This window comes from Streptomyces sp. NPDC026589, assembly GCF_040638385.1.
Taxonomy (GTDB): Bacteria; Actinomycetota; Actinomycetes; order Streptomycetales; family Streptomycetaceae; genus Streptomyces.
The window spans coordinates 28,158-53,284 of the sequence record NZ_JBEZYG010000025.1; the positions used below are offsets into that span (position 1 = coordinate 28,158).

Here is a 25,127-nt window from a genome sequence, read left to right on the forward strand (position 1 = left end):
GCGCCGGGCGGGCTGAGCAGGTGTCCTCAAGCGTCGGGCCGGCTGGGGGAGGCCCGGTGGGCTTGAGTTGGTTACTTGCGTTTGGTGAAGGCCTCGTACGCTGCCACTACTTCGTTCGCCGGGCCGTCCATCCTCAGCGTGCCCGCCTCCAGCCACAGGGCCCGGTCGCAGGTCTCGGTGATCGATTTGTTGCTGTGGCTGACGAGGAAGACCGTGCCCGCCTCGGCGCGCAGTTCCTTGATGCGGTCCTTGCTGCGGCGCTGGAACTTCGCGTCGCCCGTGGACAGCGCCTCGTCGATCAGCAGTACGTCGTGGCTCTTGGCCGCCGCGATGGAGAAGCGGAGCCTCGCGCCCATGCCCGAGGAGTACGTGCGCATCGGCAGCGTGATGAAGTCGCCCTTCTCGTTGATGCCGGAGAAGTCGACGATCCCGTCGTAGCGTTCGCGGATCTGCTCGCGCGTCATGCCCATCGCGAGTCCGCCCAGTACCACGTTGCGCTCGCCGGTCAGGTCGCCCATCAGTGCCGCGTTCACGCCGAGCAGCGACGGCTGGCCCTGGGTGTGGACCCTGCCCCGGGTCGGCGGGAGCAGACCCGCGACCGCCTTGAGCAGCGTCGACTTGCCCGAGCCGTTGGAGCCGATCAGGCCGATCGCCTCGCCCTTGTACGCGGCGAAGCTGACGCCCTTCACGGCGTGCACCTGGCGTGCGCCGGGGGTGCGGCGCCGGGTGGTGAGCCGGCTGAGCGCGGAGGTGGCGCTGCCCTTGCCCGTACGGGCGCCATTGACCGTGTACGTGATGTGGACGTCGTCGACGACGACCGTCGGGACACGGTCGTCCCTGGGGGAATCCTTGAGGTCAGCCACGTCCGTAGGTCTCCTCGGCCTTCCAGAAGTACACAAATCCGGCCACTCCGCACAGCAGCGCCCAGCCCGCCGCTACCGCCCATGCGAACGGCGGCAGCTGCGCCCACGTGTAGCTGTCGATGAGCGCGTACCGCATGAGGTTGATGAAGAGCGCCGCCGGGTTGTACTCCAGCGCCACCACCACCGCGTGCGGCACCCGCTCCCCCTTGAGCAGGTGGTCCAGGCTCCACATCACGCCGGAGGAGTACATCCAGGTCCGCAGCACGAACGGTGTCAGCTGCGCGATGTCCGGGGTCTTCGCCGTCAGCCGGGCCACGGCCATCGACACCCCGGTGTTGAACACCGCCTGGAGCGCGAGCGCCGGGACGGCCAGCAGCCAGGACGGACGAGGGTACTGGCCGAACACCAGCAGGATCACGGTCAGTGCGCCGAGTGAGAACAGCAGTTGCTGCAACTGCTGGAGGGCGAGGGCCACGGGCAGGGAGGCGCGCGGGAAGTGGAGGGCCCGCACCAGGCCGATGTTGCCGCTGATCGCCCGTGTGCCCGCGGTGATCGAGCTGGCGGTGAACGTCCAGATGAAGACCCCGGTGACCAGGAACGGGACGAAGTCCTCCACCCCGTGCTTGGTGTTCATCAGGACGCCGAAGATGAAGTAGTAGACCGTCGCGTTCAGCAGCGGCGTCATGATCTGCCAGATCTGGCCGAGCTTCGCCTGGCTGTACTGCGCGGTCAGTTTGGCCGTCGCGAACGCGGCGATGAAGTGCCGCCGCCCCCACAGCTGCCGGATGTAGGAGGGCAGTGAGGGCCGGGCGCCGCTGACCGTCAGGCCGTGCCGGGCGGCCAGGGCGGCCAGCTCACCGGGGGCGTAGGTGGGGACGACCTGGGCGGGGGCGCTCATCGGGGACGGCGGAGCTGCTGTCTGGCTCACCACGAACGATCGCTTTCGATGGAAGCGGGAGGGGGATACCGCCGGACTGCCGGACTGCCGGACTGCCGGACTGCCGGACTGCCGGAGCGGTGGCGCGAGCGGTGGCGCGATACGGCGACGGAACGATACGGTCCCGTGGGGACGCCCTCGTTGGGACGGGACCGTATCGTCGTAACGCTGAGAGTAGGACGCTTATACGTCGCAACGCAACCGTTTCGTCGCGGCCGACTATCATGCGGGCCATGACCACCGAACGGGGAACCCGCCGCCGCGCCCCCGCAGGCGCCGCCGTCCTGCGTGAGGACGTGACCGACGCCATCCGGGCCGCCGTCTTCGAGGAGCTCGCCGCGGTGGGGTTCGCCCGGATGTCCATCGAGGGCATCGCCCGGCGTGCGGGCGTCGGCAAGACCGCCGTCTACCGTCGCTGGAAGTCCAAGCTGGCGCTCGTGCTCGACCTGGTCGCGGCCGTCGCCGCGCAGGGAATGCCCGCCCCGGCCACCGGTTCGCTGTACGGGGACGTGCGCGCCGTCCTGGAACTGGCCGCGTACGCCCTGCGCCACCCGGTCGCCTCGCAGGTCATCCCGGATCTGCTGGTCGAGGCCGCCCGCAATCCGGAGATCTCCGAGGCGATCAAGGCCGCGCTCCTGGACCAGCAGCAGGGTGTCGCCGCCGTGGTCGTGAGGGAGGCGGTGGGCCGGGGCGAATTGCCCGAGGGCAGCGACCCGGACCGGGCGCTCGATCTGATCGTCGGGCCGTTGTACTGGCGGCTCGTCGTGGTCCGCGGGGAACTGCCGAAGGGCTACCTGGACGATCTGGCCGCCTCGGCGGTCGCCGCCCTCAGGCACGGCTGACCCTCAAGCAGGTCCGAAGATGCTCAGCCCGCCGGTACCCGCGCCAGCACCTCGCCCGTGGCCGGGCTGAACGCCAGCATCGTCGCGTTCTCGGGCAGGCGCTGGAAGCGGGTCAGCAGCAGCCACCGCACCCCGTAACGGGCGGTGATCCCGTCCCGCCGGGCCTGCGGGGTCGACGCGTCGAGGTAGGCGGCCACCGCCCTGCTCCTCTCCCGCCGCTCCGCGCGCGCGAGCCCCGCGTCCGGCAGCGCGTCGGCCAGCACGTACGCCCCGTGCCCGGCCAGCGCGTACATCGCCGGGCGGCTGTCCGTCAGGACCACCTCGCCCGGCGGCACGTACGCGGTCGCCCAGGCGTACGGCTCCCCGGCTGCGCGGGCCCCCTCGGCCACCGGCGGGCCCGTGGTCCGGCCCTCGGCGGGGGTGCGCGGGGCGGTCAGCCCGTTGTAGTACGGCCACAGCGCCGCGACGGCCACCGCGCACACGACGGCGAACGCCCACCGCCACACGGTCGGCCGGATCCGGGTCCGCGTCCGGACCGCGATCAGGGCGACGCACCCGATCGCCGCGCCGATCGCCGTCGGCGGGTGGACCAGCAGGACGAGCCCGAGCAGTACGCCGATCCCGGCCGCCTCCGCCCACCGGGGCGTCCGGCCGGGCTTCGGATCACCGGGGCGGGCGGTCCGGGCGGCCGCGCGGCCGGTCCACGCCCACAGGTGCAGGGTGACCGCGACCGCGAACGTGCTCGGTGCGCTCCAACGGGCGGGATCCGCCCAGTGGATCAGGGCCAGGGGCACCAGCACGAGGACCGGAACCCAGCGGTTCGGGGTCAGCAGCCGGGTGAGCCGGCCGATCCCGGCGAGCAGGAGCAGAAGGTTCACCGACGCGGCCACCGCGACGACGGACGGGCCCGAGAGGCCGGTGGCGCGGGCGGCCAGTCCCTGGAGCAGGGCGTACGGGGAGTAGTGCGCGCTCGCCACGGCGGGCAGGTCGGTCATGGGGAACGCCGGGTGCAGCAGGTTCACCCGCAGCCGTTCGACGACCGCCGCCTGGAGCCCGGCCTCGCAGCAGAGCGGAGCCTGCCAGGCCGCCGCCGACAGCACCGCCCACAGCAGGCCGCCCAGCACGAGGTACGGCGACGGCAGCCACAGGGGCGGCCGGGCCGTTCCGTCGGCCCCGTCGCCTCCGGTCGCGGCGGGCGGGATGTCGGCGGGCGGGATGTCGGAGGGCGGGGCGGAGGCAGCGGAGAAGAGGGGCACACTTCATGGGTTCCGTGCGGCGGGCCCGCTCTCCCCGCCGCCACCCGTCCGAGGGATTCCGGCCCCGGCTTCCCGACGCCCTCGGGCCGTGTCCGCCAGCAGCCGGTCCGCGACCCGGGCCGCCGCGCCGCCGTCGTCCAGATCGCAGTAGTCGCGGCGGAAACTCTCGTAGGCGTCGGCGTGCCGGGCCGCCAGCGATCCGGTGTCGCGCAGCGCCTGGGCCACCTCGTCCGTCGTGACCAGCAGCGGCCCCGGCGCCCGGGTCTCGAAGTCCAGGCAGAATCCGCGCACGGTGTCGCGGTAGTGCTCCAGGTCGTACGTGTGGAAGAGCATCGGCCGGCCCGTCAGTGCGAAGTCGAACATCAGCCCCGCGTAGTCCGTGACCAGGATGTCGGCGATCAGGAGCAGCCCGGCCGCCCCCGGGTGGTGCGAGACGTCGAGCACGCCGGGCCCGACCGGGGCGCCGCCGGTGACCCGGGGGTGGCGGCGCACCAGCACCGTGTGGCGGGGGCCGAGAGCCCGGGCCAGGGCGGCCGGGTCGAGTGCCGGGTCCCAGCGGTACGGGCCGGGGGCCGTGCGGTCGGCGGACGCGGCCGGAGGATGGGCCAGGTGGTCGCGGTAGGTCGGGGCGTACAGCACGACGCGGTGGTCCTCCGGGATCCCGAGCCCGCGCCGGACCTCCTCGGCGGCCTTGTACCGGTCCGGCGGGAACAGCACGTCGTTGGCCGGTGACCCGGCTTCCAGCACCTCCCCCTCGTACCCCAGCGACCGGCGCAGCCACGGGGTCGCGAAGCGGCTCGGGGAGACCAGCACCGACCACTGGGCCGACCGCCGAGGCAGGGTGGCGAGGTGCTGGTGGTCGGCGTAGAGGGTGTCGGCCAGGCAACCGCCGAAGCGGCCGAGCGGCGTGCCGTGCCAGGTCTGGACGACAGTCTGCCCCGGCCGCCGCTCGAACCACTCGGGCAGCTGTTCGTCCGTGACGATCCGGCGGGAGCGGGCCAGCGCCTCGTACCAGGCGACGCTGTGCACCGGGACGGCCCGCGCGCCGGGCGGGATGTGGGTGGTGCGGCCGGGGGTGGTACCGGTGACCCACAGGTGTTCGGTCTCCGTGCCCCGGCGTACGAGTTCGGCGTGGACGGCGCGCGGGGAGTCGCCGCCCGCGTAGAGGACGGTGTCGCGGAGCCGGAGGAGCGTGCGCCCGTCGCGGTAGTGCGCGGCGCGCAGGAGGCGCCTGCCGTACGCGCTCCGCCCGGCGGCCGCTTCCGGATCCGGCCCCGCGACGACGGACAGCCGGTCGCCGTGCCGCCGCTCCGGACGCAGGGCGCTCTCGGCTCCGCCGCGGGGGAGCTGCCGGGCGGCGGAGCCGAGGACGCGTACGGGCCGGCCGTCCAGGCGGACCTCCCAGCGGCCTTCCGGGAGCGGCGGGGCGATCAGCGCGGAGAACCGGCCCCCCAGTGTCTCTGTTGCGGTCGTTTCTGCGTCGGTGCCTGCGGTGCCTGCGGTGCCTGCGGTGCCTGCGGTGCTTCCCGCGACGGGTTCCGCGCCGGTCCCCGCGTCGGTCCCTGCGATGCTTGCCGTGGCGGGCTCCGCGAAGGTCGCCGCGACCGGCACCGTCTCGTGCAGCGTCTCGTGGCGCAGGACGAGCCGGCCGACCGGTGCGGCTGCCGTCCCCGGCACGGGCGGACCGTACGTCCCCGGAGCGGGGCGAACGTAAGTCCCCGAGACGCCCAGGCCCCCCTCCGGTGTGTACTCCACCCGGTCCGCGTACGGAGGCGCCGCCAGGTCCAGCACCAGGTCGCCCGCCGGGTCCGCGTACGCGGGCGGCGGCAGGTCCGGGGCGGCGGGCAGCGGGACGCGGGTGCCGTCGGCGAGCAGTAGCCGGACCCGCCAGCGCTGCCCGCCCGCCGTCTCGACCTCGCGGGGGGCCCGGTGCGGGGCGGGCGGGGCGCCGGCGAGGTCGGCGAGCGGCACCCGCACCGTGAACCCGACCCCGTCCGGCCCGTGCCCGCCGCCCGCCGCACGGGCCTCGTCCGGCTTCCCTCCCTCGCCCGCCGCACGGACCTCGTCCGGTTTCCCGCCCTCGCCCGCCCCACGCACCCCGGCCGGCTTCCTGCCCTCGCCCGCCCCCCGGGCCCCGCCGGGCTCCCTGTCCCCGCCCGCCGCACGGGCCCCGTTGCCGGCGGTCTCCTCGTACTCCACCGGGCAGGAGCGCTCCGCGCCCCCCTCGGTGCCATCGGTCCCCTCGCGTGTCAGCACCAGTGCCGTCGGCCTGCTCCCGCTCGCGCCGAAGTACCGGCCCGTGAGTTCCAGCGGGGCCCCCTCCGTGCCGGCGGTCCGGTGGCCCTCGGCCCGTGCTCGCAGGCGCGACACGGTCAGCCGGAGCCGGCCGCCCCGGTAGTCGAGCACCGCCCGCCGCCCGTCGCCCAGGTCGTGGACGAGCGGCTGGTCCGCGCCCGCGTCCGGGGCGCGCACCGCCACCCGACGTACCGCCCCGGGCGCGGCGAGGACCAGGCCGACCAGCCAGCCGCCGCCGTCCGCCGTCGCGGGCAGCCGGTCCGGGTCGAGGACCATCTCGAAGCCCGCGTGGTCGTAGCCGTGCAGCTCCTGCCCCGAGGTCACCGTCGCCTCGGGCGTGCGCACGGAGCGCACCGGCACCGGCCGCACCTGCCGGCCCCGCTCCGCCCGGACCATCCCCACCGTGAGCCGCTGCCGGGCGGAGGCGGCGGGGAGGTTGCGCAGATACGCGTACCCGCGCAGCCGCAGCCTCCCGTCCGCGCCCCAGCGCGCCTCCAGCAGCCGCGCCACGGCGGGCACGTCCGTGCGCGCGAGCCGGGCGCTCGCGCCGCGCACCCCGGGGTACACCGCCCGCCGCCGCCCCGGGGGCCCCTCGACCGCGAACGTACCCGCCCCGTTGGCCCGTTCGAAGGCGAGGACCGCCAGCAGCTCCTCCAGACGCCGCTCCCGCACCAGCGACCACTTGATGCGCAGCTCCACCGGCAGCCCCTCCAGCGCGCCGGGTCCCGCCCGGTCGACGAAGGCCCCCGCGCCCTCCAGGAACGCCGACCGGTAGGTCTCGCCGCCCATCGGCAGGCCGTCCAGGAAGTACCCGAAGTCGTCCCGCAGGCAGGACGTGTCGTACGCCCGCCGCTGTGCCGCGTCCCGGCCGCCCAGGAACGCGCTGACCTGCTCGCACGCGGCGATCCGGTCCCGCACGCCCGTGACGTCCGTACGCCGCCGGGTGATCGAGCCCTCCCGCACCCGCCAGTAGTAGACGTGCTCGTGCAGGACGTCGACGGACCGGGCGAGATGGTGCGCGGGGATCATCACCGGGGTGTCCTCGTACAGCTTGCCCACGGGGAAGGCGAAGCCGTGCGCTTCCCAGAACGAGCGCCGGAACACCTTGTTCCACGCCACCCGGTCGGCCAGCAGGCGAGGGTCCCGGGTGATGTGGGTGCGGGGCCGGGTGGCCGTCAGCCAGCGGTACTGCCACGCCTGCTGCCGTCCCTGTCCCGTCAGCCGCCACACGTTGCCGGTCACCAGATCGGAACCGGTCGCCTCCAGCGAGGCCGTCATCCGCTCGTACGCGTCGTGCACGACGATGTCGTCGCTGTCGGCGAACGCCAGATAGGGGACGGTGGGGGTGGTGTGCCGGACGCCGGTGTTGCGGGCGGCGCTCAGACCGGCGTTCCGCTGCCGCACCAGCCGGAAGCGGCTGTCCCGGGCGGCGAACTCCGCCGCGATCCGGGCGCTGCCGTCCGTGGAACCGTCGTCGACCATGACCACCTCGATCGCTTCGAGGGTCTGGTCCGCCACCGAGCGCAGGCAGTCCCCGAGGTAGGCCTCGACGTTGTGGACGGGGACGACGACGCTGAGGAGGGGTGGCAGTGGTGGCTTCATGTCCTGGTCAACAGGGGGCGGGTCCCGGGGTCACCGGCGCTGACCCGAACGGGTGAACGCGGCTCCTCGGCCGTCCCGGTCCGCGATTACGCTCGGCTGCCATGCCCACCCGAGCTTCCGTGCCCACCCGAGCTTCCGTGAAGCGGTTCGTGCGTCGCCAGGCCATGCGGGCCGCCTACCGCACCGACCTGCACCGCCCGCTCGACCCGGACCTCGCCGTCTACGGGGCGTACTGGAACCGGGGCGTCGCCTGCAACCCCGCCGCGATCCACGCCAAGGCCCGCGAACTGGCCCCGCACATCCGGGGCGTGTGGGTCGTCTCCTCCCGGCACCGCGACCGGATGCCGGCCGGTGTGCCGTACGTCATCGAGGGCTCGCGCCCCTACTGGCGGGCCATGGCCACCGCCACCTATCTGGTCAACAACTCCAGCTTTCCTGGCGGCTTCACCAAACGGCCCGGTCAGCGCTATCTCCAGACCCACCACGGGACCCCGCTCAAGACCATGGGGCTGGACCAGCGCGCGTACCCCGCCCTCGCCCGGAAGACCGACTTCGCCAAGATCCTCGCCCATGTCGGTCAGTGGGACGTCAGCCTCTCCGCCAACCCGCACAGCACCGAGGTCTGGGACCGCGTCTACCCGGGTGCGTACGAACGGTTCGACGTCGGTTACCCCCGCAACGACACCTACTCCACCGCCACCGTCGAGGACATCGCGAGGATCCGCGCCGAACTGGGCATCGCCGAGAGGCAGACCGCCCTTCTCTACGCCCCGACCCACCGCGACTACCGCGACGGCTTCGTGCCCGATCTCGACCCCGGGCGGCTGGCGAGCGAACTGGGACCGGATTACGTTCTGTTGGTGCGTGCCCACTACTTCTACGGACGGCCCGCCGTGCTCGGCCCGACGGGCGCGGGGCGGGTCGTCGACGTCACCGGGCACCCTCGGGTCGAGGAACTGTGCCTGGCCGCGGACGCGTTGATCGCCGACTACTCCTCCCTGATCTTCGACTACGCCTGCCTGGACCGCCCGATCGTCGTCCACGCCCCCGACTGGGCCGCCTACCGGGCCACGCGCGGGACGTACTTCGACCTGCTCTCCGGGCGGCCGGGCGACACCCCCGGCCGCGTGACCACCACCCCGGCCGAACTGACCGACGTGTTCCGGACGGGGGAGTGGCGGTCACCGGAGGCGGCCGCGCTGCGCACCGCGTTCCGGGAGCGGTTCTGCCCGTACGACGACGGGCGCGCGGCGGAACGCGTCGTGCGGCGGTTCTTCGCCCCGTCCCTGTGACGCGGGGTCCCGCCCCGGCCGGGCCGGCGCGTCCCCGCAACCCGAATGGCTCAAGGCGGCCCGCCCGTGCCGATTCTTCCGCGCCGCGCGGTCGTTGTGCCCAACAGCCCGCTTACCCCGCCATGTTGGGAGACGCCCATGCACCGGTCCGCCTACGAACAGATGGAACTCTGCATCAAGGAGTATCTGCCCGTCGAAGGGCCTGTCGGAGGGCCCGTCGGAGGTGCCGGAGTCGGGTCCGGCGTCGGGTCCGTCGAGGGGGCCCGCGGAGGCGCCGCGTCCCGTACCGGCGTCTACCGCGTCGTCGACCTCGGATCGCGCGTCTCCGGCAAGCAGACTCGCACCCACCGGGCGCTTCTCGCCGACCATCCCATCGACTACTTCGGGGTCGACGTGCAGGACGGCCCCAACGTCGACGCGGTGATGAAGAAGCCGTACCGCATCCCCGCCCGCTCCAACAGCGCCGATGTCGTGCTGTCCGGGCAGGCGTTCGAGCACATCCCGTTCTTCTGGGCGTCGATGCTGGAGATCGCCCGGATCCTGAAGCCGGGCGGACACGCGTTCATCACCGCCCCCTCGCGCGGCCACGTCCACGACGCGCAGGACTGCTGGCGCTACTACCCCGACGGGTTCCGCGCGCTCGCCGCCCACTCCCGGCTCGAACTGCGCGAGGCCTACACGGACTTCCCGCCGCAGAAGGGCATCTGGCACGACTACCGGGCCATCGACAAGAAGGCCGCCTACTGGGGCGACTCCGTCGGCGTCTTCCGCAAGCCGGCCCGCTACCCGCGCCTCACCATGTTCGCCGTACGGGAGCTGGCGGTGTGGTGGGCGAACCGGGTCGGCGGCGTGGACGGCGTCCCGCTGCCCCGGCCGCTGGACGGCCGCGAGGCGTGCGGACGCCCCGGGACCGTGCCCGCGCAGCAGCCCTCACTCGAACAGGATCCGCCCCGATCAATGGCAGGTTGACGAAAGATGACATGCGGCGCAAACCGCGCGTACTGTCCCGGGGCATGGCTTGGCGCAACGCCGTCAACGGCGTCCTTCAGCAGCTCACCGGATACCAGCTCAGGCGCGTCACGGTGCCCGCCGCCCGCACCGCCCCCGCACCGGCTCCGGCCGCCGTACCCGCCCCCGTAACGGTCCCGAAGCCCGAGGCGAAGAAGTCCGCGCTCGCGTTCCCGGCGGACTACGACGACGAGGCGAAGGAGATCATCCGCGCGGTCAAGCCGTACTCGATGACCTCGCCGGAGCGGCTCAACGCCTTCATCCTCGCCACCCGCCACATCGCCCGGCACGAGATCCCCGGTGACATCGTCGAGTGCGGCGTCTGGCGCGGCGGTTCCATGCAGGCCTGTGCCCGGACCCTGCTCTCCGTCGGCGAGACCGAGCGCGACCTGTACCTCTTCGACACGTACGAGGGCATGACCCCGCCCACCGCCGAGGATCTGCGGCGCGACGGGCGGCCCGCCCAGGAACTGCTGGACGCCCAGGGCAAGGACCGGCCGATCTGGGCGGTCGCCTCGCTGGAGGACGTCAAGGCGGGCTTCGACAGCGTCCCGTACCCGAAGGAACGCGTCCACTACGTCCAGGGGCGGGTCGAGGACACCGTTCCCGCGCAGGCCCCCGAGCAGATCTCCATCCTGCGCCTGGACACCGACTGGTACGCCTCCACCAAGCACGAACTGGAGCATCTTTACTCCCGGTTGGTGTCCGGCGGGGTGCTCCTCATCGACGACTACGGCTACTGGCAGGGATCGCGGCAGGCGGTCGACGAATTCCTCGACAAGACCGGTGAGCGGCTTCTGCTGCTGAGGATGGACGAGGGCCGGATCGCCGTGAAGCCCTGACGCGAGCCCTTCACGGCAGCGCCGAGCACCGAGCCCCGTGCCTTCCCGGTACGGGGCTCGAACGTGCTCCCGGCACGCCCCCCGGGTGCGTGACTCCGCCTTCCGGGTCACCCGAACGGGCCCCCTCGGGTGACCCCTCCTTCCGGCGCGGGTTGTACCCCATGGCCCCCGACGGGCCTACGCCTCGAAGCCCCACGCCTCGAAGCCCCCGAAGCCCCAAGCCCCCGAAGCCCAAGCCCCCGAAGCCCCAAGCCCTCAAGCCCTGAAGCCCCAAGCCCCCGACGCTCATTGCCCCTGATGTCGTCCGCCCGGAAGGATCGTGCGCCGCGATGGCACCCCGTCTCACCGTCGTCGTCCCCCTCTACAACGTCGAGGAGTACCTCGGTGCCTGCCTGTCCTCGCTCGCCGAGCAGACCATGCCGGACCTGGAGGTCGTCCTCGTCGACGACGGCTCCACGGACAACGGCCCGGACCTCGCCCAGGAGTTCGTGGACCGCGACCCGCGCTTCCGGCTGATCCGGCAGGAGAACGCCGGGCTCGGCGCGGCCCGCAACGCCGGGATCCGCGAGGCCCGTCCCGGCGCGGAGTTCCTGACGTTCGTCGACAGCGACGACGTCGTGCCGCCCGGCGCGTACGACCGGATGCTCGCCGAACTCGACCGCTCCGGCTCCGACTTCGCCACCGGCAACGTGCTCCGGCTACGTGCCAACGGGGATCTCGAACAGTCCCCGATGTTCCGCAAGCCGATGGAGAAGGCCCGGCGGTCCACTCACGTCACCCGGGACTGGGCCCTGCTGGGCGACCGCATCGCCTGCAACAAGGTCTTCCGGCGCGCCTTCTGGGACGAGCACGCCTTCGCCTTCCCCACCGGGGTGCTGTACGAGGACATCGCCGTCGTCCTGCCCGCCCACTTCCTGGCCCGCTCCGTCGACGTCGTCGAGGAGCCCGTCTACCACTGGCGCGACCGCGACGGCTCGATCACCACCCGGCGGGCCGTGCCCCGGGGCATCCGCGACCGGGTCACCGCCGTCACCACCGTCAGCCGTTTCCTCGCCGCCCGGCCCGACCTGGCCGGGGCCAAGAGCCGCTACGACGCCCACGCGCTCTCCGGAGACCTGTGGCTGTTCATCGAGGCGCTCGGGGGCGGCGACGCGGAGTTCCACGAAGCCTTCCTGGAGCACGCGGGCGCGTTCGCCGCCACCGTCGACTCCGACGTCCTCGCCTCGCTGCCCCTGCACCTGCGGGTCAAGTGGCAGCTCATCCGCGAACGCCGGCTGCCCGAACTCCTCGCCCTCCTCGCCGACGAGAAGAAGGACCGGGACACCTTCCACGTCACCGGGCGGCTCCGCCCCCGCGCCCACCACCCCGCCGTCCGCGACCCCCTGCCGCCCGCCACGACCGCGCTGACCTCCGCCGACCTGCCCGTCCACGCCCACCTCACCGAGGCCGTCTGGCGGGACGGGCTGCTGCGCCTGACCGGTCACGCGTACGTACGGAACGCCCCGGGCGGCCCGGTCCGGCTCGGCTGGCTGCGCTCCGGGAAGCGGCTGATCCCCCTGCGGACCCGCCCGGTCCCGGGCGACGAGGCCACCGCCCGCTCCGGCCGCTCCCTGCACCGCTACGACCGCGCCGGGTTCACGGCCGTCGTCGACCCGCGCAAACTCGCCGGGAAGGTGAGCGGCGGCGGGCGCACGACGTGGAAGCTGGAGGTTGTCGTCGTCGGTGCCGGCCGGCCGCGCCGGGGCCCCATGCGGCTCGTCTCCACCCCGGCCCCGCCCGCCGTGACGTACACCGACGAGCGGACCCGTATCGTCCCCGTCCTCTCCGGCAACAAGCTGGAGCTGCGCACCGAACGCGTCGCGGCCGTCCTGACCGGGCAGTCGCCGGTCGAGGACGCCGTGCGCCTGGAGGTGAAGATCCTCTGCGACGCCGGGCCGGTCGCCCTCCGGCTCACCGAGTGGCGCACCAAGGAGACGCGGGAGTTCGCCCTGCGCGGCTCGCTCGGCTCCCGGGCGGCGGACATCCCGCTCAGCGCCTTCCGGGGACAGGACGATATCTGGGGCGTCCAACTCGTGGGCGAGGGCAAGCCGTTGACGGTGGCCGCCCCGACCGACGGCCAGGACGGACGTTACGCACTGCCCGGCGGCCGTGAGCTGTACGCGGCCCCCAACCCCTCGGGCGACCTCGTGCTCACCGACCGGCCCGTCCAGCCCGTCGTCACCTCCGCCGTCCGGGAGGAGTCGGGCGCCCTCATCCTCGACGGGGCCTTCCCCGAGCCCACGGGCGCCTTCCGGGAACTCGTCCTGCGCCACAGCGGCCACCGGGAGGAGGTGGTCCTCGGCCTGGAGCGGGGGGACGGCGACGGCTTCCGGGCCGTGATCGTACCCGCCGCCGTCGAGGGACCCGGCGGGACGCTGCCGCTCGCCGAGGGGCGCTGGTACCTCTTCCTGCGCGAGCCGGGGGAGCGGGACCCGGAGGCCTACCGGCCGCTCCGCCTGAGCACCCCCCTGCACCCCACCCTGCCGACGCGACAGCACATCAACGGCAGGGACTTCACCCTCCAGCGGCGCCACCACGACCGGCTCGTCCTGGAGTCGGCCTCCGCCCTCCCCGTCGGTGAGCGGGGCCCGTACGCGCAGCGGATCCAGCGCGAGCGGTACGCCGGACTGCGCGCCGCCACGGCCGGCGAACTGCGCCCCGCCGTCCTCTACTCCAGCTTCGACGGCCGCCAGTACTCCGACTCACCCCGTGCCGTCCACCGCGAACTCGCCACCCGTGGTCGGGACATCGAGCACCTGTGGGTGGTACGCGACCAGCAGGCGGCCGTACCCGAAGGCGTCCGCCCCATCGCCCTGCACAGCGCCGACTGGTACGAGGCGCTGGCCCGCAGCCGGTGGATCGTCACCAACACCCACCTGCCCGAGTGGTTCGAGCGGGCCGAGGGCCAGACCGTCGTCCAGACCTGGCACGGCACCCCGCTCAAACGCATCGGCCGCGACCTCGCGGGCACCCCGCACGCGGATGCCGCGTACATGGCGTCCATGGAGCACCGGTCCGCCCAGTGGAGCGTGCTCGTCTCCCCGAACAGCTTCTCCACCCCCGTGATGCGCCGCGCCTTCGGCTACTCGGGCGAGGTCCTGGAGTGCGGCTACCCGCGCAACGACCTGCTGTACGCCCCCGACCGGGACAAGGTCGCCGCCACCGTACGCGAACGGCTCGCGCTCCCCGAGGGGCGGCGCGTGATCCTGTACGCCCCCACCTGGCGCGAGGACCGCCCACGGCAGGGCGGGCGTCACGGGTTCGACCTCCAACTCGACCTGGACCTCGCCCGGGAGAGTCTCGGCGAGGACCATGTCCTGCTGGTCCGCCGCCACTACCTCGTCGGCGGCAGCGTCCCCGACACCGACTTCGTCCGGGACGTCTCCCGCCACCCGGACGTCGCCGAACTGCTGCTGATCAGCGACGTCCTGGTCACCGACTACTCCTCGGTCCTGTTCGACTTCGCGCAGACCGGCCGCCCGATGCTCTTCCACACCCACGACCTGGCCCACTACCGCGACACCCTGCGCGGCTTCTGCTTCGACTTCGAGCAGCGTGCCCCCGGCCCCCTGATCCCCGACTCCGCCGGGATCGTGGCCGCCCTGCACGACCCGGAAGCCGCGACCGCCGGGCACCGGGGGGCGTACGAGCGGTTCCGGGAGGCGTTCTGCGACCTCGACGACGGGACCGCCGCCGCCGGGGTCGTCGACCGGATGCTCAAGGCGGAGCAGGCATGAGCGACTTCAGCTGTGTGATCACCGGCGGCGGGGACAACGAGGGCCCCGGCGGCGCCGCCGCCCTGCGCGCCTCCGTGGAGTCCGTGCTCGGCCAGTCGCTGCGCGGAGCCGAGGCCGTCGTGGTCCTTGCCTCCACCGCCGCCCCGGCCGTCCGGACCGCCGCCCGGGCCCTCGCCGACCGGGCCCCCGGGCGGGTCCGCCTCCTCCACGCCGACCCGGCCGTCCGCACCACCGGAGCCCTGCGCAACGCGGGCCTGGACGCGGCGGGCGGCCGGTACGTCCTGGTCCTAGCCGCCGGCGAACGCCTCCAGCTCCACGCCTGCCGCAACCTCTGGCAGGCCGGCGAGAGAAGCCGCGCCGACCTGATCGCCGGCCGCTGGAGCCAGGTCGCGGACGAGAGCGGCAAGGAACGGGAGCCGTCCTGGCAGGGTGGGCTGTACGCCCGCTCCCGCACCCTCGCCCGCTTCGCCGACGCCCCCGAACTCGTCGTCAGGGACGCCCTGGTGACCGGGTTCTGCCTGCGCCGCGAGGCTGCCAGGCGGCACGGGCTGCGGTACGAGGAGGACCTGACGCACGGCGAGATCCTCTTCGGCCCGCTCGCCGCCGCGGCGGTCGGCCGGATCGCCCTCGTCCGCCGGCTGATCGTGACCGGCCGGGCCGTCCCCGACCGGGCCCGCGACCTCGCCGCCCTGGTCGAGGCGCACCGCCGCGTCGCCAACACCCTCCTCGCGCGCGGCCTGTCCGAGCTGCGCGAGGAACGGGAGAAGGCGTTCGCCCGCGACCACCTGGTGCCGCTCGCCCGGTCCTTCCCCCACCTGCCCGCCGCCCGCCGCGACCGGGTCGCCGCGGCCGCCGCCCGTGCGCTGACCGGCTCCTTCCGGGACGGCCCGCCGGACCTGCCGCCGCTGGAACGGGTCGCCGTGCGCCTGCTGGCCCGGGGCGACGCCGAAGGGGTCCTCACCGCGGCGTACGCGCTGAGCAGGCCCGCCACGGTGTGCGCGCCGCTGACGACGGGCGCGGACGGCCGGGTGGCCTGGGGCGGCGGCCCGGAAGGGCCGGGCGTCGACGTCACCGAACTCGGGCACCGGTACCGCACGTTCGGCGGGGCGCGGCTGATGAACCGGCTCACCCGCGCCACCGCCGACCGGGGCCGCCTGCTGCTGGAGGGCCGCCTCGTGCTGCCCGGCCACGGCGGCCCGGGGCCCGACGCCCCTCTCGCCGCGACCCTGGAGTTCCGGGCCCGGGGCGGGGCGCGCGCCGTCGCTTTCCCGGTCGAGGAGATCCGGCACGACGGCAACGGGATCAGCTGGCGCGCACGGGCCGACGTCGCGCGCCGCCTGCGCCCCGTCGGCGTCCGGGACACGGCGTGGGACGCGCGGCTGACCGTGACCGCGGGGGGCCCCGACGGGCCTCGTTCCGTCAGCGACCTGTTCGCCCCGCAGGACCAGGTGGAAGGGGCCGTCCGGTTCCCCGCCAGGCCCTGGCTCGGGCGGCTCGCCGGGGACACCTGGGAGCCCTACATCACGCTCAAGGACCACTTCGCGCTCCGGCTGACCGCCCGCCGCCGCCCGGCCCGCACCACCCACCGCCTGGTCCGCTACGCCACCCGCTTCCGGCCCGCGCGCAAGGCGAAGCTCCTCGTCCGGTCCCTGCGCAGGCACCTGGACCGCTACCGCTCCCGGGGCTTCAAGGTCCCCGTCTACAACACCTGGCTCACCCGGCTCCCCGTGCGCCGGGGCTCCGTCGTCCTCGAAAGCCACATGGGCACCTGCTACGGCGACAGCCCGCGCGCCCTCTACGAGGAGATCCGCCGCCAGGGCCTGAGGCTCCGTGCCACCTGGTCCTACGACCCCTCCCCGGTCGGCTTCCCGGACGACGCCCGCCTCGTACGCCGCTGGTCCTGGCGCTACCTGTGGGCGCTGGCCCGCGCCGAGTACTGGGTCGACAACCAGGGCTTCCCGCAGCAGCTGCGCAAGCCCCGGCACACCACGTACCTCCAGACCTGGCACGGCTCCGCGTACAAGCGGATGGGCTTCGACGAGACCCGCGTACGGCTCCAGAACGCCCCCCAGCGCGCGCGGCTCCAGCAGGCCGTGGACCGCTTCGACCACTTCCTCGTCCGCTCCGAGCACGACGTGAACACCCTCGCCCGCGCCTACCGGCTGCCCGAGGAACGGCTCCTGCGCACCGGCTACCCGCGCAACGACGTCCTGATCGCGGAGCGTGACCGGGCCGAGACCGAGGGACGGCTGCCGCGCCCGCCGCTGGCCGGGGCGCTCGGGCTGGACGACCACAAGAAGACCGTGCTGTACGCCCCCACGTTCCGGGGCGGGCCGGGTAAGCAGCGCAGGGCCCGACTCCTGCTGGACGTACGGGAGTTCGCGGAGCGGTTCGGGGACACCCACACCCTGCTCGTACGGGCCCACTACCTGGAGTCCGCGCGGCTGCCGCTCTGTCCGCCCGGGGCGGTCGTCGACGTCTCGCGCCACCACGACGTCCAAGAACTCCTGGCTCTCACCGACGTGTTGATCACCGACTACTCCTCCATCATGTTCGACTTCGCCCTCCTCGACCGGCCCGTCGTGCTGTACGCCCCCGACCTGGAGGCGTACGCGGCCGAGCGCGGCAGCTACTTCGACCTGCGGGAGAAGGCCCCCGGGCCGGTGACCGAGACGCAGGAGGAGCTGTTCGCGACCCTCGCGGAGCTGAAGAAGACCGACACCCGGTACGCCGACCGGCGCCGGGACTTCATCCGGCAGTTCGGGACCTACGACCGGGGCGACGCCGCCCGCAGGACCGTCGCCGCCGTCTTCGCCCCCGGATCCTCCCGGGGCGCCCGTCACACCATCGACCTCGACCACGACCGGGGGGCCGGCCGATGAGCCGCGACGTCTTCATCGTCTCCAACAGCACCGACGAACTCGGCGGCGTCACCGGCTGGACGCACCAGACCGCGCGCCTCCTCGCAGGCCAGGGGCACCGGGTCCACGCCATCGGCATCCACGCCTCCGACCTCAAGATGGCGCTGCCCGCCGAGCCCGGCCACCCCGTCACCGCCCTCTACCCCGCCCACCCGCCGACCCCCTGGACGCCCCACGGCATCCGCGACCGCTTCCGCCTCCCCACCCGGCGCAGGGAGGCGGCCCGGGTCGCCGCCAAGAAGCGGGCGGTGGCCCGGCTCTCGGAGATCTTCGCGACCGCCCGCCCCGGCGCGGTCGTCATCGTCACCCAGGTCTGGGCGATGGAATGGGTCAAAGAGGCCGACACCACCGGGGTGCGGGTCATCGGGATGAGCCACGAGTCCTACGGCTACTCCCGCGCGAGCCACCGCTACCGCTGGATCAAGAACCACTACAAGGACCTCGACCACTGGCTCGTCCTCACCGAGGAGGACGCCGACCAGTGGGCCGGGGACGGCATGAACAACGTCGGCTTCCTGCCCAACGCCCTCTCCCGCCTCCCCGCCGTGCCCTCCCCGCGCACCGCGCGGACCGTCGCCAGCGTCGGCCGGCTCAGCGACCAGAAGGGCATCGACCTGCTCCTGGACACCTGGGCCCTGGTCGCCCCCGCCCGCCCCGACTGGCGGCTGCGGATCTACGGGGCCGGCGAGGACGAGGCCGCGCTGAAGGAGCAGTGCACGAGCCTCGGCCTCGACGGCTGTGTGGAGTGGATGGGCCGCACCGACGACGTGGAGCGGGCCCTCGCCGAGGCCTCCGTCTTCGTCCAGTCCTCCCGGGGCGAGGGCTTCCCGCTGGCCCTGCTGGAGGCGATGGCGAGCGGTGTGCCCTGCGCCGCGTTCGACTGCGCGCCCGGGGTGCGGGAGATCGTCCGCGACGGCGAGGACGGTCTTCTGGCCCCCGCCGGAGACGTCGCCGCCCTCGCCGACCGGCTGCTGCGGCTCACCGGCAACCCCCGGCTGCGCGACGCGATGGGGGCGCGGGCCCGGTCCGGCGTCCAGCGGTTCTCCGAGCCGGAGACCCTGCGCCGCTGGGAGGAGCTGTTCGCGTTCCTGGAACGCTGAGCGCGCGCGGGGCGCGTGCGGAGCACGCGTCTGGGTGCGGCGGGGCCGGTCAGCCCCTGACGCCCGCCCCGGCCCCGTCCTGCGCCGGAAGGGCCGTAGGCGTCCGGCGGGCGGCGGACGGCACCGGCAACGGCAGGCCGCCTGTCTCCCCGAGGAAGACCCGCCGCACCACCCGCTCGGCGGCGTACCCGTCGTCGTACGGACAGAACCGGGCCCGGAACGCCGCCCGCAGCTGCGCCGCGCGGGAACCCCGCCAGTGGTCCGTGGCGAAGATGTCGAACAGCTCGTCCTGGCCCCGGGCCACGATGCCGGGCGGGAACGCCGTGATGTCGAAGTACGTGCCCCGGGCCGCCTCGAACGCCTCGATGTCGGGCAGGTGCAGCACCACCGGGCGGTCCAGGTTGACGTAGTCGAACATCAGCGACGCGTAGTCCGTGATCAGTGCGTCCGACGCGAGCGCGAGCGTCTCCACGGACCGGTGCCCATGGACGTCGATGATCCGGGGATGCGGCGCCCGGCGGCCGCCGGGGCCCGCGGGGTGCGGCGCCCGGGCCAGGACCACGAACTGCGGGCCCAGGACCCGGACCAGCCGCTCCAGGTCCAGGGCGGGCCGCTGGACCCGCCGGTAGTCGCGGTGCGTCGGGGCGTACAGCAGCGCCGTGCTGCCCGCCGGGATCCCCAGCGTCTCGCGCAGCCGCGCCACATCGGCCGGACCGGTGCGGTGGTACACGTCGTTGCGCGGCGAGCCGTACTCCAGCGTCGTGTACGCGGACGGATAGGCCCTCTCCCGTACGAGGGTGGAGTGCGGGTTCGCCGAGAGGGAGAAGTCCCAGGTGTCCACCGAGCGCAGCAGCTGCTCGAAGTCGGTGCCCCGGGCGGCGGCGGGCCGGTCCAGCAGATCGGTGCCCACGGTCCGCAGCGGCGTGCCCTCGTGCGTCTGGAGCAGGACCTGGCCCCGGCGCTTGACCAGCCACCGGTCGAAGAGGGAGTCGTTCACCAGGTACGCGGAGCGGGCCAGCGCCGTCCAGTGGGCGAAGGTGCCGGGCGCGAGGTGCCGGGTGCCGGTCGGCACGGTGTGGGCGTCCACGGGCCGGCAGATCCAGGCCGTCCGCACCCCCGGGATCAGCTCGCGGACCTTCGCCTCGATCGCCGCCGGGCTGCCCGTGTACCCGCCTGCCCGGGTGGCGAACACCGCGTCCCGGGAGCGCAGCGGCAGCCGCGACTGGATCCGGTAGTGCGCCCGCAGCGCCGCGCCCCGCACCGCCCGGCGTCCGGCCGCCACCCCCCGGCGCAGCCGGCCGCCCAGGCGCTGGGCCCCCGACAGCGCTTGATAGGTGCGCCGCGCGCCGAGCCGCAACAGGCCGTGCCGCAGCAGCGCGCGACGGGGGGCCGGGGCGCCGGGGGTGCGGTAGCGGCGGCAGGACGCGGCCGCCCGGCGGAAGAACGCGGCGCGGCGGTGGAGCGGCAGCCGGTCCCGGGAGGCGAACAGCGCCGAGAAGTGGTCCAGCATCCGGCGGAACATCACCGGCCGCCACAGGGCGAGTTCGGGGCGTGAGTCGATGAACGCGAACACCCGGTCGTACTGGTCGAAGACGTCGAAGTGCTTCTCGCTGGTGGTGGAGAGGATGTTGCCGCGCCGCCGCTGCCGGTAGGAGACGCAGACCGCGTCCAGCACCGCGATCGACCCGGCCGACATCAGCACCGGGTAGGTCCAGGGAGTGTCCTCGTAGTAGCCGGGCGGGAAGGTGAACCCCTCGGCCTCGATGAACGCGCGCCGGTACGCCTTGTTCCAGACGACCATGAGGAGCTGCAGCAGCTCGGGGCGGTCGGTGAGCCGGAAGCGCTCGGGCCCGCCCTCGTCGAGATGGGCGGCCAGGACGTTGCGCACGCTGCGGCCCGTCCAGTACGTGCGGGCGTAGTCGTACATCAGGACGTCGGGCTCGCCGGTCGCGTCGATCCGGTCGGCGATGGTCTGGAGCGCGTCCGGCACCAGGGTGTCGTCACCGTCGAGGAAGACCAGGTAGTCGCCGCCCGCCCGGTCCATCCCGGCGTTGCGGGCCGGGCCCAGTCCGGTGTTGCGGGGGAGGTGCAGTGCGGTGACACGGGGGTCCCGGCGGGCGTACTCGTCGGCGATCGGCCCACAGGCGTCGGGGGAGCAGTCGTCGACCACGATGACCTCGTAGTCCTTGAAGGACTGGGCCAGCACCGAATCCAGACACGCGTGCAGATACGCCTGGACCCGGAATGCGGGCACGATGACGGAGAACCGGGGCACTACACATCCATGGGTCGATCGTTCGCGGAAACCAGGCAGACCGCAAACGTCGGATGGAATGACAGGGTTACGCCGGACGCGGCAATCGGGGGACGGAGACGGCGAAGCGGCCCGGTTCCGGGGAACCGAGCCGCTTCGGGTTGACGTACAGCCGTGCGTCTTCGACGGTGTACGGCCTTGTGGCGAGGGCTACTTGACGGCGCCCGCCATCACGCCCGACACGAACTGCCGCTGGAAGGCGAAGAACACCGCCAGCGGGATCACCATCGACACGAACGCGCCGGGCGCCAGCACGTCGATGTTGTTGCCGAACTGGCGTACCTGCTGCTGGAGCGCCACGGTGATCGGCGGCGACTCGGAGTCCGCGAAGATCAGCGCGACCAGCATGTCGTTCCACACCCACAGGAACTGGAAGATCCCGAGCGAGGCGATCGCCGGACCGCCCAGCGGCATCACGACCCGGGTGAACAGGCGGATCTCGCCCGCCCCGTCGAGCCGGGCGGCCTCCAGCAGCTCGCGGGGGATCTCCGCGAAGAAGTTCCGCAGCAGGAAGATCGCGAACGGCAGGCCGAACGCCGTGTGGAACAGCACCACCCCGAGCGTCGTCTCGAAGATCCCGATGGTGCCGAACAGCTCGGAGACCGGGATCAGCGCGACCTGCACCGGCACCACCAGCAACCCGACGACCAGCAGGAACCACCAGTCGCGGCCGGGGAACTCCATCCACGCGAAGGCGTATCCGGCCAGCGAGCCGATCACCACCACCAGCACCGTGGAGGGCACGGTGATCATGATGGTGCTGACGAGTGAGCCGGTGATCGTCGAATTGTCCAGCAGCCGCTGGTAGTTGTCGAAGGTCATCTCCGACGGGGCGGTGAAGACCTTCCACCAGCCGGTCGCCGCGATGTCCTGCGGCCCGCGCAGCGAGGACAGCAGCAGACCGATCGTGGGCATCAGCCAGAACAGGGCGACCAGGATCAGGAAGACCCGCATCACCCCGCCGCCGGCGCGGGCGGCGATCCGGGCGCCGAGGGACTGCTTGGACTGCCGCGCCTTGAGAGAAGCGTCGTTCGCGCTCATCGGCGTCCCTCCTTCCGGATCCGGCGAATGTTGCTGTGTTCTCCCGGGGGGCGACCCCCGGGCCCCCGGCCGGGAGGCGGCACGGGGCGGGCGTGGCCCGTCATCGGCGTCCCTCCTTCCGGATCCGGCGGATGTTGAAGAGCATCACCGGGATCACCAGCAGCAGCAGGAGCACCGCGATCGCGCTCCCGATGCCCAGGTCCGCGTCCGTGCCGAACGAGGACCTGTACAGCTGGAGCGCCAGCACGTTCGCGTCGTCCTGCGAGGAGCCCGGCGCGATGATGAACACCAGGTCGAAGACCTTCAGCACGTTGATCATCAGCGTCACCAGGACCACCGCGAGCACCGGCGCCAGCATCGGCACCGTGATCCGGCGGAACACCTGCCACTCGTTGGCGCCGTCCACCCGTGCCGCCTCCAGGAGCTCACGCGGCAGACCGGCCAGGCCCGCCGCGATCAGCACCATCGCGAACCCGGCCCACATCCATACGTAGCTGCCGATGATCCCGGGCGTCACGAGGGACGGTCCGAGCCAGTCGACGCCGTTGTACGGCTCGCGGAAGTTGTCGGCGGGCAGGCGTAGTTGGGCCCCGTCCGCCGAGGCGGGCAGGGTGAACACGCCGTCCGCTCCGGCCGTGGCGGTGGCGACGACCTTCCCGTCCTTCACCGCCTCGACCTTCAGGCCCTTCAGGCCCAGCTCCTTCGGGTCGACGACGTTCGGTTTCCCGCCGCCGCCCCGGGTGAAGTCCAGCCAGGCGGTCCCGGAGATCTGGTCCCCGGAGGCCGCTGGGGCGCCCTCCGCCGGCCGTGCGTCGCCCGGCATCCTCGCCGGAGCCACGCCGATCAGCGGCACCCGCAGCGGCTGGCCCGCCCGGACCGGCTCCTTGGACAGATACGCCCCGCCGTCGCCCTTCTCCAGCGGGTGCACGGGCAGCGGGCGCGCTTTCGGGAAGACGGAGGACTGGTTGAACGTGTCGTGCACGCCCACCGCCACCGCGTTGGCCACACCCCGCTCGGGAGCCTGGTCGTACACCAGCCGGAAGATGATGCCCGCCGCCAGCATCGAGATCGCCATCGGCATGAAGACGATCAGCTTGAACGCGGTGCCCCAGCGGATCCGCTCGGTCAGCACCGCGAAGATCAGCCCGAGCGCGGTGGCGACCGTCGGGGCGAAGACCACCCAGATCGCGTTGTTCTTCACCGCCGTGACGATGGTGGCGTCGGTGAACAGCGCCTTGTAGTTGTCGAACCCGGCGAAGCCCGTACCGGCCTGGTCGAAGAACGACCGGTAGACCGAGTACCCGATCGGATAGAGCACCAGCGCTCCGAGCAGCACCAGCGCGGGCAGCAGGAACGCCGCCGCGATGACCCTGCGGGTGCCGGTCACACTCCGGCGGGACCTCTTCGGATCCGGGGGCGGGGACGGACGGGGATGCGTGTCGTCGTCGGCGGGGGGCGCCGCTCCGGCGCCCCCCGCGGTCGCTGTCGTCACGGCGTCAGCTCTTGTACGCCTTGACCGCTTCGGACTCCAGCTGTTTCTGGGTCCCCGCGATGTCCTTCGGGTTCTTCAGGAAGTCCTGGAGGATCTTCCACTCACCCTTCCCGGGCGTCCCGCCGAACGACTGCGGGGCTTGGTCGGACATGTCGAACCGGACGTCGTCACCGGCGTCGATCAGCGCCTGGGCCATCGTGCGCTGCACGTCGTTCGGGTACGCCTTCAGGTCCAGGCCCTTGTTCGGGGAGATGAACCCGCCCGCCTCGGCCCAGATCTTCGCCGCGTCGGAGGACGCCAGCCAGGTCAGCAGCGCCTGCGCGCCCTTGGTGTCCTTCAGCGCCACCGCCGCGTCGCCGCCGGTCACCACGGGGGAGTCCGCGCCGACCGCCGGGAACGGGAAGACCTTGGCGTCCGTGCCGATCTTCGCCTCGGTCTGCGCGATGTTGATGGAGACGAAGTCGCCCTCGAAGACCATCGCGCCCTTGGGCTGGTCGCCCCCGGTGAACGTCTGGGTCACCGAGGCCGGGAACTCCGTCTGGAGCGCCCCGTCCGCGCCGCCCGCGATCAGCTCCGGCTTCCCCCACAGCCCGGCCAGCGTGGTCAGCGCGTCCTTGACGGACGGGTCGGTCCACGGGATCTCGTGCTTCGCCAGCTGGTCGTACTTCTCCGGCCCCGCCTGGGAGAGGTAGACGTTCTCGAACCAGTCCGTCAGGGTCCAGCCGTCCGCGCCGCCCACCGAGACCGGTGTGACGCCGGAGGCGGAGATGGTCTCCGCGGTCGCCAGGAAGTCCTTCCAGGTCTTCGGCTCGCTCGCCCCCGCGTTGTCGAACGCGGCGGCGTTGTACCAGATCAGGGACTTGTTGGCCGCCTTGAAGTACACGCCGTACTGGGTGCCGTCCACCGCGCCGAGGTCCTGCCAGACCTTCGCGTAGTTCTGGCCGAGCTGGGCCCGCGCCTCGGGGCCGACCGGCTTGGCCCACTTCTTCGCGGCCGCCTGCTGGATCGCGCCGACCTGCGGGATCATCGCCACGTCCGGCGGCTGCTGGCCCGCGATCTTGGTGCCCAGGAAGTTGATGATCGGGTCCTGCGCCGGGACGAAGGTGACGCTCGCGCCCGTACGCTTCTCGAACTCGTCCAGCACCTTGGTGAAGTTCGCCTGCTCCGGTCCGGTCCAGACCGCGGCGACGGAGATGTCCTCCCCGTCCAGCTTCGGCAGTTTCACCGTGGACGCGCTGTCCGTGCCCTTGCCGGAGCCGTCGTCCGTCTTCTTCTTGCCGTCGCCGTCGCCTCCGCAGCCGGTGAGCGCCAGAGCGCCCGCCGCCGCGAACACGACCGCGGCCCTGCGTATCGAGAAGGTTGTGCGCATTCCTGCCCCGTCTCTTCTGTACGCGTCCGGCCATGTCCGCATGCCCGGACCACGTCGTCCGTGCGCACAGTCCTACGCCGGGCGACCGGGCCCCGCAATACCACCTGAGGCCCCAACAGGCTTATCGTGATCGCCTCGTGACGTCATGTCAGGGCATGTCGGAAGCCTGCCGGGGCA

General features: G+C 73.2%; 15 protein-coding genes. 7 read left to right on the top strand and 8 right to left on the bottom strand.

Going from position 1 to position 25,127, the window contains the following annotated elements; genetic code table 11:
* Positions 1-71 precede the first annotated feature (71 nt).
* Together AB0F29_RS32815 and AB0F29_RS32820 are read right to left on the bottom strand one after the other, a co-directional pair.
* Positions 72-863 carry an ABC transporter ATP-binding protein gene (locus tag AB0F29_RS32815; protein WP_361879880.1) on the bottom strand — a complete coding sequence of 264 codons (792 nt, stop codon included), beginning with the start codon at positions 861-863 and terminating at the stop codon, positions 72-74.
* Positions 856-1,761 (bottom strand): ABC transporter permease, encoded by a 906-nt coding sequence (locus tag AB0F29_RS32820; protein WP_361879883.1) that lies wholly within the window; start codon positions 1,759-1,761, stop codon positions 856-858. Before AB0F29_RS32820 ends, AB0F29_RS32815 begins: the two co-directional genes overlap by 8 nt.
* Before the next feature lie 272 nt (positions 1,762-2,033).
* Here AB0F29_RS32820 and AB0F29_RS32825 point away from each other — a divergent pair, with 272 nt between their 5' ends.
* A complete protein-coding gene (locus tag AB0F29_RS32825) occupies positions 2,034-2,642 on the top strand; it encodes a TetR/AcrR family transcriptional regulator (RefSeq protein WP_361879886.1) in 609 nt (202 codons plus the stop codon).
* Positions 2,643-2,665: 23 nt separating this feature from the next.
* Here AB0F29_RS32825 and AB0F29_RS32830 read toward each other — a convergent pair whose 3' ends face one another.
* Positions 2,666-3,898 carry a hypothetical protein gene (locus tag AB0F29_RS32830; RefSeq protein ID WP_361879889.1) on the bottom strand — a complete coding sequence of 411 codons (1,233 nt, stop codon included), beginning with the start codon at positions 3,896-3,898 and terminating at the stop codon, positions 2,666-2,668.
* A 3-nt stretch (positions 3,899-3,901) separates the two neighbouring features.
* Positions 3,902-7,795: a CDP-glycerol glycerophosphotransferase family protein gene (locus tag AB0F29_RS32835; RefSeq protein ID WP_361879891.1), complete on the bottom strand. Its 3,894-nt coding sequence runs from the start codon at positions 7,793-7,795 to the stop codon at positions 3,902-3,904.
* A 101-nt stretch (positions 7,796-7,896) separates the two neighbouring features.
* Here AB0F29_RS32835 and AB0F29_RS32840 point away from each other — a divergent pair, with 101 nt between their 5' ends.
* The 6 genes from AB0F29_RS32840 to AB0F29_RS32865 all read left to right on the top strand — a co-directional run bounded on the left by AB0F29_RS32840 (position 7,897) and on the right by AB0F29_RS32865 (position 18,734).
* Positions 7,897-9,087, top strand: coding sequence for a CDP-glycerol glycerophosphotransferase family protein (locus tag AB0F29_RS32840; RefSeq protein WP_361879894.1), 1,191 nt, complete (start codon positions 7,897-7,899; stop codon positions 9,085-9,087).
* A 138-nt stretch (positions 9,088-9,225) separates the two neighbouring features.
* Positions 9,226-10,056, top strand: coding sequence for a methyltransferase domain-containing protein (locus AB0F29_RS32845; protein ID WP_361879896.1), 831 nt, complete (start codon positions 9,226-9,228; stop codon positions 10,054-10,056).
* 11 nt (positions 10,057-10,067) lie between these two features.
* On the top strand, positions 10,068-10,937 hold the full coding sequence (locus AB0F29_RS32850; RefSeq protein ID WP_361879899.1) for a TylF/MycF/NovP-related O-methyltransferase: 870 nt from the start codon (positions 10,068-10,070) through the stop codon (positions 10,935-10,937).
* Between the two features lie 329 nt (positions 10,938-11,266).
* Positions 11,267-14,713 (top strand): CDP-glycerol glycerophosphotransferase family protein, encoded by a 3,447-nt coding sequence (locus tag AB0F29_RS32855; RefSeq protein WP_361879901.1) that lies wholly within the window; start codon positions 11,267-11,269, stop codon positions 14,711-14,713.
* Positions 14,710-17,595: a CDP-glycerol:glycerophosphate glycerophosphotransferase gene (locus AB0F29_RS32860; RefSeq protein ID WP_361879904.1), complete on the top strand. Its 2,886-nt coding sequence runs from the start codon at positions 14,710-14,712 to the stop codon at positions 17,593-17,595. Before AB0F29_RS32855 ends, AB0F29_RS32860 begins: the two co-directional genes overlap by 4 nt.
* Positions 17,592-18,734, top strand: a complete 1,143-nt coding sequence (locus AB0F29_RS32865; protein ID WP_361879906.1) for a glycosyltransferase — start codon at positions 17,592-17,594, stop codon at positions 18,732-18,734. The genes AB0F29_RS32860 and AB0F29_RS32865 overlap by 4 nt, the downstream gene beginning before the upstream one ends.
* Positions 18,735-18,783: 49 nt before the next feature.
* On the opposite strand, the gene AB0F29_RS32870 is transcribed toward AB0F29_RS32865, so the two are convergent.
* The 4 genes from AB0F29_RS32870 to AB0F29_RS32885 all read right to left on the bottom strand — a co-directional run bounded on the left by AB0F29_RS32870 (position 18,784) and on the right by AB0F29_RS32885 (position 24,950).
* A complete protein-coding gene (locus tag AB0F29_RS32870; RefSeq protein WP_361879909.1) occupies positions 18,784-21,009 on the bottom strand; it encodes a bifunctional glycosyltransferase family 2 protein/CDP-glycerol:glycerophosphate glycerophosphotransferase in 2,226 nt (741 codons plus the stop codon).
* Between the two features lie 189 nt (positions 21,010-21,198).
* Positions 21,199-22,089, bottom strand: coding sequence for a carbohydrate ABC transporter permease (locus AB0F29_RS32875; protein ID WP_361879911.1), 891 nt, complete (start codon positions 22,087-22,089; stop codon positions 21,199-21,201).
* A 100-nt stretch (positions 22,090-22,189) separates the two neighbouring features.
* Complete coding sequence (locus AB0F29_RS32880) at positions 22,190-23,476, bottom strand: sugar ABC transporter permease (protein WP_361879914.1); 1,287 nt, start codon at positions 23,474-23,476, stop codon at positions 22,190-22,192.
* Between the two features lie 109 nt (positions 23,477-23,585).
* On the bottom strand, positions 23,586-24,950 hold the full coding sequence (locus AB0F29_RS32885) for an ABC transporter substrate-binding protein (protein ID WP_361879917.1): 1,365 nt from the start codon (positions 24,948-24,950) through the stop codon (positions 23,586-23,588).
* Between the last annotated feature and the right edge of the window lie 177 nt (positions 24,951-25,127).